Origin of the sequence: Ensifer sp. 2TAB8, from assembly GCF_052115125.1 — a bacterium.
Classification (GTDB): domain Bacteria; phylum Pseudomonadota; class Alphaproteobacteria; order Rhizobiales; family Rhizobiaceae; genus Ensifer.
Genome location: NZ_JBFRGB010000025.1, coordinates 13,610 through 27,963, shown reverse-complemented (window position 1 = coordinate 27,963; position 14,354 = coordinate 13,610). Strand labels below are relative to the sequence as shown.

At 62.7% G+C, this 14,354-nt stretch carries 15 protein-coding genes; 4 read left to right on the top strand and 11 right to left on the bottom strand.

Annotated elements, in window-relative coordinates; all coding sequences use genetic code 11:
* Positions 1–43: 43 nt before the first annotated feature.
* The gene (locus tag AB4Z53_RS28530; RefSeq protein ID WP_441598886.1) at positions 44–1,243 is read right to left on the bottom strand and encodes an aminotransferase class V-fold PLP-dependent enzyme; all 1,200 of its coding nucleotides are present in this window, start codon (positions 1,241–1,243) and stop codon (positions 44–46) included.
* A gap of 217 nt (positions 1,244–1,460) precedes the next feature.
* Between AB4Z53_RS28530 and AB4Z53_RS28525 the strand changes: the two genes are divergently transcribed.
* On the top strand, positions 1,461–2,267 hold the full coding sequence (locus AB4Z53_RS28525) for an IclR family transcriptional regulator (protein ID WP_113539157.1): 807 nt from the start codon (positions 1,461–1,463) through the stop codon (positions 2,265–2,267).
* Positions 2,268–2,282: 15 nt separating this feature from the next.
* On the opposite strand, the gene AB4Z53_RS28520 is transcribed toward AB4Z53_RS28525, so the two are convergent.
* The 5 genes from AB4Z53_RS28520 to AB4Z53_RS28500 form a co-directional block, all read right to left on the bottom strand.
* Positions 2,283–2,798, bottom strand: coding sequence for a RidA family protein (locus AB4Z53_RS28520; RefSeq protein WP_441598885.1), 516 nt, complete (start codon positions 2,796–2,798; stop codon positions 2,283–2,285).
* 22 nt (positions 2,799–2,820) lie between these two features.
* Positions 2,821–4,032: an amidohydrolase/deacetylase family metallohydrolase gene (locus AB4Z53_RS28515; protein ID WP_441598884.1), complete on the bottom strand. Its 1,212-nt coding sequence runs from the start codon at positions 4,030–4,032 to the stop codon at positions 2,821–2,823.
* Positions 4,033–4,035: 3 nt separating this feature from the next.
* Positions 4,036–4,905: an ABC transporter permease gene (locus AB4Z53_RS28510; RefSeq protein WP_113539103.1), complete on the bottom strand. Its 870-nt coding sequence runs from the start codon at positions 4,903–4,905 to the stop codon at positions 4,036–4,038.
* Positions 4,905–5,846, bottom strand: coding sequence for an ABC transporter permease (locus tag AB4Z53_RS28505; RefSeq protein WP_162768827.1), 942 nt, complete (start codon positions 5,844–5,846; stop codon positions 4,905–4,907). Before AB4Z53_RS28505 ends, AB4Z53_RS28510 begins: the two co-directional genes overlap by 1 nt.
* A 114-nt stretch (positions 5,847–5,960) precedes the next feature.
* A complete protein-coding gene (locus AB4Z53_RS28500) occupies positions 5,961–7,490 on the bottom strand; it encodes an ABC transporter substrate-binding protein (protein WP_441598883.1) in 1,530 nt (509 codons plus the stop codon).
* 272 nt (positions 7,491–7,762) lie between these two features.
* On the opposite strand from AB4Z53_RS28500, the gene AB4Z53_RS28495 reads away from it, so the two are divergent.
* Complete coding sequence (locus tag AB4Z53_RS28495) at positions 7,763–8,461, top strand: aspartate/glutamate racemase family protein (RefSeq protein ID WP_113539101.1); 699 nt, start codon at positions 7,763–7,765, stop codon at positions 8,459–8,461.
* Positions 8,462–8,569: 108 nt separating this feature from the next.
* Here AB4Z53_RS28495 and AB4Z53_RS28490 read toward each other — a convergent pair whose 3' ends face one another.
* Together AB4Z53_RS28490 and AB4Z53_RS28485 are read right to left on the bottom strand one after the other, a co-directional pair.
* Positions 8,570–8,863: a hypothetical protein gene (locus AB4Z53_RS28490; protein ID WP_113539100.1), complete on the bottom strand. Its 294-nt coding sequence runs from the start codon at positions 8,861–8,863 to the stop codon at positions 8,570–8,572.
* A 213-nt stretch (positions 8,864–9,076) separates the two neighbouring features.
* Positions 9,077–10,024, bottom strand: coding sequence for a LysR substrate-binding domain-containing protein (locus AB4Z53_RS28485; protein ID WP_441598882.1), 948 nt, complete (start codon positions 10,022–10,024; stop codon positions 9,077–9,079).
* Positions 10,025–10,168: 144 nt separating this feature from the next.
* On the opposite strand from AB4Z53_RS28485, the gene ycaC reads away from it, so the two are divergent.
* A complete protein-coding gene (ycaC, locus tag AB4Z53_RS28480) occupies positions 10,169–10,795 on the top strand; it encodes an isochorismate family cysteine hydrolase YcaC (RefSeq protein ID WP_113539098.1) in 627 nt (208 codons plus the stop codon).
* 76 nt (positions 10,796–10,871) lie between these two features.
* Here the strand turns inward: ycaC and AB4Z53_RS28475 are convergent, their stop codons facing one another.
* The gene (locus AB4Z53_RS28475) at positions 10,872–12,050 is read right to left on the bottom strand and encodes an MFS transporter (RefSeq protein ID WP_441598881.1); all 1,179 of its coding nucleotides are present in this window, start codon (positions 12,048–12,050) and stop codon (positions 10,872–10,874) included.
* Between the two features lie 315 nt (positions 12,051–12,365).
* A complete protein-coding gene (locus tag AB4Z53_RS28470; RefSeq protein WP_441598880.1) occupies positions 12,366–12,782 on the bottom strand; it encodes a DUF2000 domain-containing protein in 417 nt (138 codons plus the stop codon).
* Between the two features lie 131 nt (positions 12,783–12,913).
* Between AB4Z53_RS28470 and AB4Z53_RS28465 the strand changes: the two genes are divergently transcribed.
* Positions 12,914–13,399 (top strand): Lrp/AsnC family transcriptional regulator, encoded by a 486-nt coding sequence (locus AB4Z53_RS28465; protein WP_441598879.1) that lies wholly within the window; start codon positions 12,914–12,916, stop codon positions 13,397–13,399.
* Positions 13,400–13,415: 16 nt separating this feature from the next.
* On the opposite strand, the gene AB4Z53_RS28460 is transcribed toward AB4Z53_RS28465, so the two are convergent.
* Positions 13,416–14,321 (bottom strand): LysR family transcriptional regulator, encoded by a 906-nt coding sequence (locus AB4Z53_RS28460; protein WP_441598878.1) that lies wholly within the window; start codon positions 14,319–14,321, stop codon positions 13,416–13,418.
* Positions 14,322–14,354 lie beyond the last annotated feature (33 nt).

Below are 14,354 nucleotides of genomic sequence, written 5' to 3'. Positions count from 1 at the left end.
CGTTTGCTCCGTCACATGCTGCGTGCTTGATCGTCGTTGCGGGTCAGTCAGGCCAGCGCAGCAGGCCCGCAAAACGGCGGGCGTTGCGTTCGCTGAGGGACGTGGCGATGATCTCGTTCGAGGCTCTTGCCTTGTCGAGCTCTTCGCCGAGGCGGCTGGCCACGACCTTCTCCTGGCCGGGATGCAGATTGCAGGGGTCCAGATAGAAGTAATTGTGCTCGGCTTCGTGGTCGCGCACGATGATCGGTGGCGTACCGCGGGCCAGCGCATCGGCGAGATCCCAGGCGGTGATGTGGGCTTGCTGCGGATCGATGTTGACGCGCAGCCGGTCGAGCGGGTTGTTGGTCGGGTCGGCCTCGATCACCGGCTTGATGCCGGGGCGGCCGTCGAGCGTTTCATGCCAAAGGTTCAGATAGCCGGTTTCCCGCTCGCGAATGCCGGCGTGGTCTCGCGTCTCCCACGCTTGAAGTGCGGCCATCACGCCGAGCATGCTTTCCTTGCCGACCTTCATGCCGCGGCCGATGCCAAGGTTTTGCAGGAAAGTGTTGCGCACCAGCTCTTTTCTTCCGGCGACGATGCCCGAAGTCGGGCCGCCCAGGAACTTGTGGCCGGAATAGAGCACGATGTCGGCGCCCTGCTCCAGGAAGATACGCAGATCATATTCGGACGCGGCATCGACGATGACCGGCACGCCCTTGGAATGGCAGACCTCGGCGAACTCCTTGAGACCGACGAGGCCATATTGCACGACATGATGCGAGACAACGTAGACGGCGCAGGCGGTGCGCTCGTTGATTGCGCCTTCGATGTGATAGCGATAGGCCGATGTCGCCTGGCCGACGATCACCGGCTTGGCGCCGGCAAGGCGGATCGCCTGGTCGACGGGCGCGCCGTAGCTCACCACATGGCCCATCTGGAGAATGACTTCATTCTTGAGGCCAGTCGTGTCCGGCAGGCGCTCGATGGCGGCCAGATCGCTGCCGGTCATGGTGCCGGCGACGGCGAGACTGATGCCGGCGGAACAGGACGCCGTCACAAAGCCCGCTTCGGCGCCCGTCAGCCGCGCAATCACCGGGCTCACCTTGCGCTGCAGGTCGTTGATCTCGACGAATTGCGGCAGTATGCCTGTCATGGCCGCGATCGCTTCCGGGACCACGATCGATGCGCCGAGGCCCGTCATCGTGCCGGAGACGTTGATAACGGGACGAAGTCCGAGAGCTTCGCGAATGTCACGGTCAGGCATAGTGGTCTCCATGTAATTTTCTGGCAGGCGATTTTCTGGCGGTCGAAGCGGATAGACTATTCCGTCTTCGCGGAATATCTACCATAGTAATGAAGTACGGGTGAGGCCTTTCGTCGTTGAATGCAGCCGCTGGCAGCGGCGCAGATGCGACAAGGCCGGACATTTTCCTGATGATGCGCATTCCAGGCTGCGCAGGAGTGGAACAGTGGACAAGACGATGACCGACGCCGCGCCGAACGACGACACCGAAACGACCGGCAAGCCGCGCCGCTCGCGCGTAAGTGGCATGGACCGTGCTTTGCAAGTGCTCGATTTCCTCTATGAAACCGGTGCGCCGAGCGGCGTCTACGCGATTGCCAAGGCGGTCGGCGCACCGCTGTCCACGGCCTATGTCATCGTCGACGACATGGTCGAAAAGAACCTGCTCAGCCGCGATGCCGACGGTTTCGTCTGGCTCGGCGACCGGCTCTACCACTACGGCCTTGCCTATGCTCGCTCGCTCGATTTCCTGGGCGTAGCCACCCGCGAGATGCACGACCTCGGTCGACAAGTGTCCGAGACGATCCAGCTCTGCGGTCGCGACGGTGACTACATGCAGGTGCTCGCCATGGCCGACGGCCCCGGCCATTTCCAGGTGACCTCGCGCGTTGGTACCCGCGTTCCGCTCAACTGGACGGCGTCCGGCCGCTTGCTCGTCGGCCATCTGCCCGCCGACGAAAGGCTCGAGCTTTTCCGCCGTTGCGCCCGCACGTCGCCGACCGGCCGCGCCGATATCGATCCCGCTGCCCTTTCCGCGCAAGCCGAGAGCGCGCTCACGGCGCGCCTGTCGATCCAGGCTGGCGAATCCGATTATGCCGTTGCCTGCGTCGCGGCTCCCATCCTTGACGACAAGGGCAATTGCGCCGCCACGATCTCGATCGTGCTGCCCGAGCAGAAAATCCTCGACGACCGGGCGTTCTACGCCGATCACGTCAGGGTTTCCGCCGAGCGGATCGAGAAGATGATGGGCTGGCGCAGCCATTGATCCGACCTCCCGCCGTCACTCGTGAAGAGCGACGATCGCCTCGATTTCGACGGTGATGTTTCCGGGCAGCGACCCGAAACCCACCGCCGAGCGCGCATGGCTGCCGGCCGCTCCGAAGACGTCCATCATCAGGTCGGAGCAGCCGTTGATGACCCGCGGATGCTCGGCGAAATCCGGTACGGCATTGACCATGCCGAGGATCTTGACGATGCGCTTGACCCGTCCGAGATCCCCCAGCGCATCGTGCATCACGGCCAGCAGGTTGATGCCGGTCAGTCGCGCGTGATCATAGGCGCTGTCGATGTCGACATCGGCCCCGACCTTGCCGGCATAAAGATGCCCATCGGGCTCGCGCGGGCCCTGGCCCGAGAGGTAGAGCATGTTGCCTTCGCGCACATGCGTCACGAAATTGGCAATCGGCGGCGGCGCCGGCGGCAGGTCGATGCCGAGGGCCTGAAGCCGTTGATAGGGTGAGGCAGATACGTGGCTGCCTTTCTTCTGATCCAGACTGTTCACGCGATGTCCTGTCATTTCTGTATTCTGTCGCCCTGGCTTAGCGGTAGCTGAAGCCGTGGCTGTGGTCCGGGCATTCGACATGCTGCGGCTGATAGCGGTTGGCCGCGACCACGTCGGTACCCATAACCGCGTAGCGCGGTTCGAAGAGGCGGTTGAGATGGGCTTCGGTACCAAGGGAATCGAAGACCCGAAGCTCGCTATCGATGAGGTCGAAGAGGGTGAACTCGGCGCGGGCGCCGACGGTTAGCAGATTGTCCATCGGCAGGCGGATCACCGAAGCGGGCGCCTGGGTCACGGCCTCGACAACCTTTTCAAAGGGCATTCCGACGCTCAAGAGTTTCGACATGGTGGTGCCGAGGTCCCAGACGGACTGGTTCATGCTGCGCAGATGCACGTCGGTGGAGATCGAGAAGGGCAGGAGCCCACGGGCGATCGCCACTTCGGCGACGCGGAAGGAGAACGAGGCGCCGCCATGGCCGATGTCGAGGCGGATGCCTTCGCCGGCGCAGCGTTCGGCAAGCTCGAACAGGTCCTCATCCTCGATGATGCTGGAGCCCGCCTTGCCGTTGAAGCAATGGGTGACGATGTCGCCGGGGCCGAGGATTTCGAGCACCTCGTCGTAGAGCGCCGGCGGTTCGCCGACATGCACCATCATCGGGATCTTCAGGATCTTGGCGATCTTCTTGCCGAGTTTTACCGGCGTGACGCCCCAGGAACCGGTGATGACGTGGCTGGCGCGCACCTTCAGGCCGACGATGTGCTCGCGGTTTTCCTGATAGCAGGCGATGATGCGGTCAATGTCAATCGAGCGGATGTCGGAGAGCTCGCTGACGCGGTTGCAGGCGACGAGACCGATCGAGCCGAGATTGAGGAACGCCTTGATGCGCTCGCGCGACGGCTCGATGATGTATTCGCGGAAGCCGTGGAAATTGGCTTCACCGGCAGAGCCCGCATCGACGATCGTGGTGACGCCGCGCTCCATGCCGCAAAGCTGCGGACGCACGGAAATGTCGGTGCCGCCGTGCCAGACATGGGCATGCAGGTCGATCCAGCCGGGCGAGATCCAGGCACCCTTGCCTTCGATGCGGCGAACATCGCCTGACGCCTCCAGGTTCGGGCCGAGGGCTGCGATGCGGCCTTCGTCATCGACGAGGATGTCGACGGTTTCCGCCGGTGCGGCCATGCCGAAGGCGACGGGTTTCACCTGCCGGATCAGCACCGGACCAGCGCTGTTGGTTGCGTTCGTCATGACTTACAGGTCCTTTCTGAGGCGGGGGTCGAGCATGTCGCGCAGGCCGTCACCGACCATCTGCAACGACAGAACCGAGAGCACGATGGCGATGCCGGGGAAGAGCGTCACCCAGTCGGCCTGACCGATATATTGGCGACCGGAGGCGATCATCGTGCCCCAGGTGGGAATTTCCGGGCTGACGCCGACGCCAAGGAAGGAGAGCCCTGCCTCGGCAAGCATCGCATGGGCGAAGAGGAACGTGCCCTGGACGAGGACGGGCGAGAGCAGGTTGCGCAAAACGTGGCGCGTCATGATGTGCGGCGTCGAGATCCCGAGCGCGCGCGCCGCCTCAACGTAAGGAAGCTCGCGGATGACCAGGGTCGAGGCGCGCACCACGCGGGCCAGCCGCGGCGCATAGACGATGCTGAGCGCGATGATGACGGTTGTCAGTGAGGGGCCGAGAGCGGCGACGAGCGCGATTGCAAGCAGGATGTCCGGGAAGGCCATCATCGCGTCGATGACGCGGGCGATCGGCGTGTCGAGCTTCGGGAAGAAGCCGGCAAGCAGCCCGAGCACGACGCCGATCACGGTTGCGAGCGTGACGACGGCAGCACCGACGAGCAGCGACAGGCGGCCGGCATAGATGGTGCGCGAGAAGACATCGCGGCCGAATTCGTCGGTGCCGAAGAACCATTGCAGGCTCGGCGGCTGCAAGCGGTTGACGATCGACAGCTTGCCGGGCGCATAGGGCGCAATCAGCGGCGCAAAGACGGCCAAGAGCACGAAGGTGGTCAGCACGATCAGGCCGAAGGCGACGGTCTTGCGCTTCAACAGGCGGCGGACGAACTTGCGGCCTTCGCTCTCGGTGGGGGCAGATACGGAAATAGCCATCAGTAGCGCACCCTTGGATCAACGAGGAGATAAAGCATGTCGATCGCGAAATTGATCAGCACGTAGAGGGCGGCAATGACGAGCAGCGCGCCCTGGATGACAGGATAGTCGCGGCGAAGGACGGCGGAGACGACGAGATTGCCGACGCCCGGCAGGCCGAAGACGGTCTCTGTGACGACGGCGCCGGAGATCAGCACGGCGGCCGTCAGGCCGATGATCGTCAGGATCGGGATCAGCGCATTTTTCAGCGCGTGCTTCATCACCACCTTGCGCTCGCCGAGACCTTTGGCGCGCGCGGTGCGGATGAAGTCGTCTCCGAGCACGTCGAGCATCGAGGCGCGGGTGAAGCGCAGGATCAGCGCCGAGGAGACGACGCCGAGTGCGATCGACGGCAGCGTCAGATGGTACATGCGCTCAGTGAAGGAGGAGCCCGGCCCACCATAACCGGAGACCGGAAACCAGCCGAAGCGCACCGCCAGTATCTGGATCAGGATCAGCCCGAGCCAGAAGCTCGGAATGCTCGCTGCGAGCATCGCAAGCGTCGTTGCCGCCTGGTCGACGAAGGATCCACGCCGATAGGCGGCGTAGATGCCGATCGGCAGCGCGATCGCGCAGGCGATCAGGATCGAAAATAGCGTCAGGAAGAAAGTCGGTTCGGTCCGTTCCGCAAGTGCCGAGGTCACGGGCTGGTTGAGGAAGATCGACTGGCCGAGGTCACCCTGCAACAGCTGTCCGATGTAGTAGACGTATTGCAGCCCGAGCGACTGGTCGAGGCCGAGGCGCGTGCGCAGTTCTGCGATGTCTTCCTGGGTCGCTTCCGGGCCGAGCATCACGGCGGCGGGGTCGCCCGGCGTCACGCGGACGATGACGAAGACGATCGTGACGACGATCGCCATGACGACGATCATGCCCATCAGCCGCTGGAAAATGTAGCGTAACATGGTGGCCTCGAACCTTTCCTGTGCGCTGCGCCGCGAGGGCGGAGCGACGTGCCCCTTCAGGCGGACGCCTGGCCATTGGCCGAGCATCCGCCGAAGACCCTTGGGAGGGGGAGCTTACTTCTTGATCGAAGCGTTCCAGAAGTATGGCCACGGGGCCGGCGAGACGCCGTCGAGCGTCTTTGCCTTGGCCGAAAGCGCGTTGAAGTCGCCGATCTTGATGAAGGGTACTTCCTCGAAGATCACCTTCTGCACGTCGGCCCAGAGTGCCACGCGCTTGGCCGGATCGGATTCGGCGTTGAAGGCATCGACCGCCTTGGCGCGCGCTGGTGTGTCCCAGTTGCCGGGCGCCTTGGTCGACATCATGCCGATCAGAGCCGGTTCCGGCAGGAAGGGGCTGTGGGTGATATAGATGTCCCAGAGCGTCGGGTCGGCACGGCGCTGGGTGAGCGTCGCCCAGTCGACCACCTGCAGATCGACGGTGAAGCCGGCGAGCTTCAGATATTCGGCCGCGACCTGCGCCATCTTGTAGTGGAACTCGTACTGGCGGCTCGTCAGGATGCGCAACGGTTCACCCTTGTAGCCGGCCACCTTCAGGAGTTCGCCAGCCTTTTCCGGATCGGCGATGTTGTAGGCGCCCTCGGTGCCGGCATCGGTGCGCCAGGTGAACTGCGACGGATAGAGAGCGGCGTCGAGCGCATAGAAGTCGGTGGTGCCGAAAGCGGCCGCCATCATATCTTCCATGCTAAGCGAAGCGCGGATCGCCTTGCGCAGATCGAGGTTCTTGGTCATGCCGTTGCCGGAGTTCAGAACGAAGACCGGCCAGCCGAAGGGCTGCAGCATGACGGGATCGGAAGCGCTCGAACCCTTAATGCGATCGAAGGATTCGACCGGCAGACTATCGACATAGTCATATTGGCCGGAAACGGCGGCCTCGACGCGGGTGTTCGGATCCGGAACCGGCACGAAGCGGATTTCGTCGGCATATTGGTGGCGGGCGCCGCCATAGCCGTTGGCCTCGCCTTCCGGCGACTTGTAGGCGTCGAAGCGGGTCAGCTGGATATACTGGTCGGCCTTGCGCTCCTTCAGCTGGTAGGGGCCGGTGCCGACGAAATCGGTCATCGGCTCGGCCTGCTTTTCCGAGGGAAGCACGATTGCTGCGGAGTTGTTGAAGGCGAGCAGCGATACGAGCGGCGCATAGGGCGTGCTGAGCGAGATCTTCACCGTCAGCGGATCGACCGCCTCGATGCCCGAAATCGTCGTGGCTGTCTGCTTGCCGCGCGAGGCGACCTTGGTCCAGCGCTCGAGCGAGGCGACGACGTCCTTGCTGTCGAGATCCGTGCCATCATGGAACTTGACGCCGGAGCGCAGCTTGATCGTGTAGGTTTTGCCGTCGGCGCTGATCTCGGGCAGGGCGGCGGCCAGAAGCGGCGTCGGCTTCCAGTCCTTGTCGAAGGTGTAGAGCGTTTCGAAGATGTGCTGCGAAACGATGCCGACGAGGTCGGCGGTCGAGGCCATCGGGTCGAGTGTCGGTGGCTCCCCGACCGTCGCGACATTGATGACGCCACCCTTTTCCTGCGCGAAGGCGAATGATGCCGATACCGCGAGTGCCGTTCCGATAAGCAAGGCAAGTTTAGTCGATTTCATATTTGCTCCTCCTCATATTCCATAGTTATGCTATGTCGTTCGTTATTTTGGAATATAAAAGTCCACGAAACCGGAAATGTCAACCGGTTGTCGTCGTCGTGTCATGCAGCTTTGCCGAAAGGTCGGTTGTTGGGGGCAAGGAAGGCGGGTGAAAGAGACCGGCGTTGCGCCCCGCAATTGCCTTGTGTCCCAGGCGCAGACGGTCGCTGGAGCTATCGCGATGGCGCGCGATTTGTTAGCTCAGAGTCCGGTTCGAAAAGGGAGAGCATAGGGTGAAGGTCATCGGCCTGATTGGCGGCATGAGCTGGGAGAGCTCGGCACAATACTACCGCATCATCAACGAGACGGTTCGCGAGCGCCTGGGCGGCGTGCACTCGGCAAAGTCGCTGATGTGGTCGATGGATTTCGGCGAGATAGAGCGGCTGCAGCACCATGGCGATTGGCCGGCGCTGACCGAGGAGATGATTGCGGCGGCGCGTCGTCTCGAAGCCGGCGGCGCCGATTTCCTGATGATCTGTACCAACACGATGCACAAGATGGCTGCCGATGTTTCAGCGGCAGTGTCGATCCCGCTGCTTCATATCGCCGACCCGACGGCCGAGAGGATCAAGGCGGCGGGGTTCAGAAAGGTCGGCCTCCTTGGTACCGCTTTCACCATGGAGCAGGATTTCTACAAGGGCCGTCTGAAGGACGCATTCGGTCTCGATGTGCTGGTGCCGGAGGCGGAAGACCGCGCCAAGGTGCACGAGATCATCTACCGCGAACTGGTTGCCGGCATCGTCAAGGACAATTCACGCGACGCATATCGCGCTGTCATCGCACGGCTCGTCGATGCGGGCGCGGAAGCGATCATCATGGGGTGCACCGAGATCATGCTGCTGATTTCACAGGCCGATAGCCCGGTCCCCGTGTTCGATACGACCGAGATCCATGCGCTGGCTGCGGTCGACCTTGCGCTCGAAGGCGCGTGAGAAGCTTGATGGTCAGTGGCCGTCGCGAGGCCGCCAGGGCCGGTCGAGGACGTCCCCGACCGGAGAATGTGGTTACGGTCGGGGAGACGTCGGCCGTGTTTCCAAGCTTTAGTGCAGGGTGAACTCGCGGGGCTCGCCCTGAAACAGGCTGAGCAACGCGATGCCCTGCTGCAGCAGCAGTTCGGCTGCCGGCAGGTCGCCAACGACCAGGTCATCGGCACAGCTGGTGATGATATTGGCGAGGCTGATCGAGTTCTGCGCGAACCGGTCGTCGCCGATCTCATAGGCCTTCTCGGCCGTTGCCTCGAGTGCGTCCGCAACGAGCGCCATCATGTCCGAGCGCTCGTTGAGCGTCATCTTGTCCAGTGTCTTGGCATCGGGCGTCTTGGCAGAAGTCTGCATGATTACCTTCCCTATTGTTCAAGCCGGAATTGGCCGCGCCGGCGCAGGGCCGGGGGAAAAGTCTACGACTGTGATGGAGTGCTGAAGGGAGCCGGCGTCGAACGCGGCTTCTTCATTAATGTCGTGAATAGCGACGCGGGATGCAAGGAATGGCTACTATGCGCCCTGCGCATGGGTCGGCGGATCGAGGCGAAGAGGTGCCGTCGAAGCGCGTTAGGTCTCCATATGGGGGTTCTTCGCCGGCCATGCCAGGCTCTCATCGATCGTCAGGCGATCGGCAGCGCATTCCTGGGCGAGAAAGTCGATGAAGGTGCGAACCGACGGCAGAAGCCCGCGTTTCGAGGGGAAGACGGCATGCACGATACCGGATGCAGGCCGCCATTGCGGCAGCACCGGCACCAGCGTCCCTGCCACCAGGTCCTTCCAGATCATCATCGTCGGTAGCTGCACGATGCCGGCGCCGTCGAGCGCGGCTTCGCGCAGCGCCGCCATATCGTCGGTCAGGAAGCGTGGCTCGTGCCGAATGACCGCCTGCTCGCCGGCAGAACTCTCCAGCCACCAGTCATAGCTGTGTGTGGCCGAAGTCCAGGCAAGGCTGGCGAGCCCCGTCAGCTGCTCGGGCGTCTGGACCGACTCCCTCAGAAATCCCGGTTTGGCGACGAGATATTGCGAGCTGTCATCGAGCTTGCGCATGACGAGCTCGCTTCTCTCCAGTGGCGGAAACCGGACCCGAATCGAGACGTCGAAGCCCTCGGCGATCACGTCCACGCGGCGGTTGGTGCTTTCGAGCTGCAGGCTGATCTTTGGATGCGCGGTCATGAATCTGGCGAAAAGCCGGGCGAACTGGAAGGAGATCAGCGCCGTTGGGCAGCTCACCCGGATGGTCCCCTGCGGTTCCCCCTGGTGCTGCGCGATGAAGGCGTCGGCCGCTTCGGCCTCGATCAGCACTGCGACGCAGCGCTGGTAATATTCGCGGCCGACATCGGTGACGAAGAACCGGCGCGGCGAACGCTGGATCAGTCGGACGCCGATCCGATCCTCCAGCACTGCAATGCGTCGGCTGAGCCGGGATTTTTGCGTTCCGGTCGCCCGTGCTGCAGCCGCAAAGCCACCATGATCCACCACTTGCACGAAATAATAGAGGTCGTTCAGATCCTGCATCGTTCTATTTATAGGACGCTGCGTCGGAATTCACAATCTTTTTGCATCAGCGGTCCTGCAGTAGCCTACTGTCAATCACAGCGGATCAGGCGGCAACGAACGCTGCCGGCGGTGATGGAAACCAACCGAAGGAAAGGACTTCCGATGACCAAGCCCTATGTACGTCTCAACAAGGATGATGTTGCCGTTCTGCTCGTCGACCATCAGACCGGTCTCCTGTCGTTGGTGCGCGACTTCGACCCGGACAAGTTCAAGAACAACGTTCTGGCACTTGGCGACCTCGCCAAGTACTTCAAGCTGCCGACGGTGCTGACGACCAGTTTCGAAGACGGTCCGAACGGCCCGCTGGTACCGGAACTGAAGGAACTGTTTCCCGACGCGCCCTTCATTCCCCGTCCGGGCCAGATCAACGCCTGGGACAACGAGGATTTCGTCAAGGCGGTGAAGGCGACGGGCAAGAAGCAGTTGCTGATCGCCGGCGTGGTGACCGAAGTCTGCGTGGCGTTTCCGGCGCTTTCGGCGATCGAGGAAGGTTTTGAGGTCTTCGTGGTGACGGACGCTTCCGGCACGTTCAACGAGGTGACCCGCGATTCCGCCTGGTCGCGCATGACCGCCGCCGGCGTTCAGCTGATGACCTGGTTCGGCGTCGCCTGCGAATTGCACCGCGATTGGCGCAACGACATCGAGGGGCTCGGTACGCTGTTCTCCAACCACATCCCCGACTATCGCAACCTCATCACCAGCTACACCACCATGGCAGCGCGCAAGTAGGTCGCGCCTGCCGATGGACGAAGAAAGCCCCGGCCGAAATCGGCCGGGGCTTTCGCGTTAACTATCGCGGTCGCCGCTACGCGCGGCTGGCAGCTTGCTGGGTGTCTTGTGCGCTCACGCGCGCGGCGGGCTTGAGCCGACCGGTCAAAAGCAGGCTGACAGCGAGGAAGGGAACGAGCACGCCGAGGCCGAAGCGCATGTCGCTGTGCTCGGCAATCAGGCCGATGAGCGGCGGTCCGAGCAGGAAGCCGAGGAGTGCKATGAAAGACAGGATGGCGACGCTGGCGGCCGCCGGCCGGTCGGTCTGGTCGGCGGCTGCCGTGACTGCGAGCGGGAAGCCGACGGAAACGCCGAAGCCCATGGCGGCAAAGCCGAGAAGCGCTGCCCAGGCGACTGGGCTCACCACGACCAGAACCAGGCCGGCAATACTGGCGACGCCGCAGGCGCGCGCAACCGCTACCGGTCCGTAGCTCGCCTTCAGCCGATCGCCAGCGAAACGGCCGGCCGCCACCATGAAAGCGAAGATCGAGTACCCGAAGCCGGCGCTGGCACCGGAAAGTCCGAAGACATCGCGCAGGAAAACCGCCGACCAGTCAGCCACCGCGCCTTCGGTCATGGTGATGCCGACGACGAAGAAGCAAACGCCGAGCAGTGCAAAGCTTGGCAGCCGTCGCCTTGACGGTGCCGCCTGCGCAGCCGCCGCCTCCCCGGTTTTGAGGAGGGGCAGTTTCCTGGCGAAAAATACGCTGATCGGCAGCATGACCGCAGCCGTCAGCGGTACGGCCCATTCCGGCGCCACATGGAGCGCGGCGAAGCCGACGCCGATTAGGCTGCCGGTCATGATGCCGAGGCTCCAGAAACCGTGGCAGGTGCTCATGATCAGCTGTCCGGAGTGCTTCTCGATTGCGTCCGCTTCGACATTGAGGCCGAGCTCCAACGTTGCCAGCGCCACGCCGACGATGGCGAGTGTCAGGAATAGCACTTCGATGTTCGAGGCCCAAGTCGGCAGCCAGACGAGGGCCAGAAAGACGACGAAACCATAGAGGATCGTGGCGCGACCGCCGATCCAGGCAACGAATCGGCCGGCAAATGGCAGTGTGAGAAGGATACCGACCGGCATGCCGAGAAGCGCGATCGCGAGGTCGGCGGGGCCGAGGCCGAGCCGCTGCTGCACATCGGGAATGCGTGGCAGCCAGGCGCCGAAGGCGATCGGTTGAAGGAAGAAGATCAGCATGATGAGCCGTTGATTGGTCATGCGTATTGTTCCCCGATAGGTATCGTATCGCGCGATCCAGCCTCGGCAGCGGCTAAAACCGTGGAGCCGATGCGGCATCTGATGGAATTCTGATATTCTGAAAATCGTTTTCAGAGCTTGTCGTGCGGGGCAGCTGTCGTCAAGGCAGGGAACAGTCGCAAAGCGGGAAAGCTATGTCTTTCCGGTTGAATGGCCGGCAGTGTTGCGAATGTGTCGCCACCAATCGTGGTATTGGTCTGGTCGCGATGAAAAAAATATACACGCCAGGCCGGACGGTTGCGCTCCACGGCCTTCCGTGCCGTTCCGGATCGCACCTCAGCGCAGCAACTTCAAGGATCCTGTCAGCGATTTGACCCACTTGGAAGCGCCGGCCAATCCGATGCCGTCGATCGTTTCGGCAGAGAGATCGCGTTCCGGAAACTGTGCCTCATAGTCCGCATAGCTGTGCAGCGAGCGCGCAAACGCCGGAAACGGCACGACGATGCGGTCTTTCTCTTTCGGCAGCGCCCTGAGCAGCAACACGCTGATCGCCTGGCTGTCGGCCTGGAGGATCGGAACGGGCCGGTTGGAACTGATATCGATCGTATTCTCTCTGTTGTCTGTAAGTCGCCGATTGCCAAGATCAGGCATCGCCGAGCCGATGCCGATGGATATCGCCGCGATGGTGTTGGCGAGATGGCCCGGCGGCAGCGCCGGATTGACGATGATGGCGAGGCGGATGTCGTGAAGCACGGTGGTCTATTCCTTCTCGGTTTGTCGATGGGGAGAATAGACCGGTCGCCCGGGTAAGTTCTTTCGGATGTTGCGACGAAATGCACATGTGAGGTAGCATCTACCTGAGAATGAAGTGAATGAGGTAGAGTATGCCTACAACGCTGACGCCTGCGGATGTGAAGATTTTGACCGCGCTGCAGAATGATGGTCGCTTGAGCAATCAGGCGCTTTCCGACGAGGTCGGCATGTCGACCTCGCCGTGCTGGCGGCGCGTGCGCCAGCTTGAGGATGACGGCGTCATTCAGGGCTATATGGCGGTGCTGAACCGGAAGGAAATCGGTCTTGGGGTGCTCGCCTTCATCCGCGTGAAGATCGACAGCCATACGGAGGCGGAGGCCGATGCCTTTGCCGACGAGGTGATGAAGCTCGACAGCGTCGTCGCCTGCTACAGCATTGCCGGCGACGCGGACTTTCTTCTTCAAGTCGTTTCGTCCGACCTCGATTCCTATTCGGATTTCGCCATGAAGGTCGTACGGCGGTTGCCCTGCATCAAGGAGATGCAGACGACCTTCGTGCTGAAGGAGATCAAGACCTTCAGCGGTCTCCCGTTGCGCGCGACGTCCGGGCAACGTTGAACGAGGCGTTGCTCGGTCAGGAGGCGGACGCCATCAACGGGTCTTCCCGAATGACCTGCACGAGGAAGTCGAGAACGGTTCTGACACGCAGCGGCATGTTCCTGCGTGACGGATAGACGACGCTGATCGGCAGGCGCGCCGGCGGAAAGTCCGGCATCACGTTCACCAGCCTGCCTGCTTCGATGTCCGGGCAGGCAAGGATATGTGAAAGAATGGCAAGGCCGCTTCCCGCCAGGACGGCGCGATGCACGGCCACGGCGTTGTTGGCGACGAGACGCGGTGCGATGCGCACGAAGACATCATCGGATCCATCGGAAAAGATCCAGGAGCGTCCGTCTCCGGCGCGGCTATAGCAGATGCACTCGTGCCCCTCGATCTCGTCAGGCGTTTTCGGCGTGCTTCGTCCGTCGAGATAGCCGGGTGCGGCGACGAGGAAGGCGGTCGTCCAACCGATGCGTCGGCACATCAGGCTGCTGTCCGTCACGGGGCCGAGGCGCACTTCGAGATCGATACCCTCTCCGACCAGGTCCGATGGCTCCTCACGGAAGATCAACTCGACCGAAAGGCCGGGATGGCGCGCGAGAAAAGCGGCGAGTCGATCGCTGGCATAAAGGCCGAGCGGGGCGGGTAGGGTCAAGCGGACCCGGCCGGCAACCATGGCCGTTTCGGTGCATGAGGCTTCGTTGAGGGCGTCGACCGCTTCCACCACCCTGAGCGCCATCGGGATCATGTGTTCGCCTTCGGCGGTAAGCGCCAGCGCGTTTGTCGTCCGGTGGAGGAGGCGCGTGTTCAGGTGCTCCTCAAGCGCCGATACTTGCCGCGAGACGGCCGGTTGCGTCAGGTTGAGGTCGAGCGCGGCGGCGGAAAACGAACCCGTCTCCGCCACGCGCAGGAAAGCTCTTAGCGCTGAGACGATGTCCATCGGGTCCCCCAAACGTTTCGACATAAGCCTTAT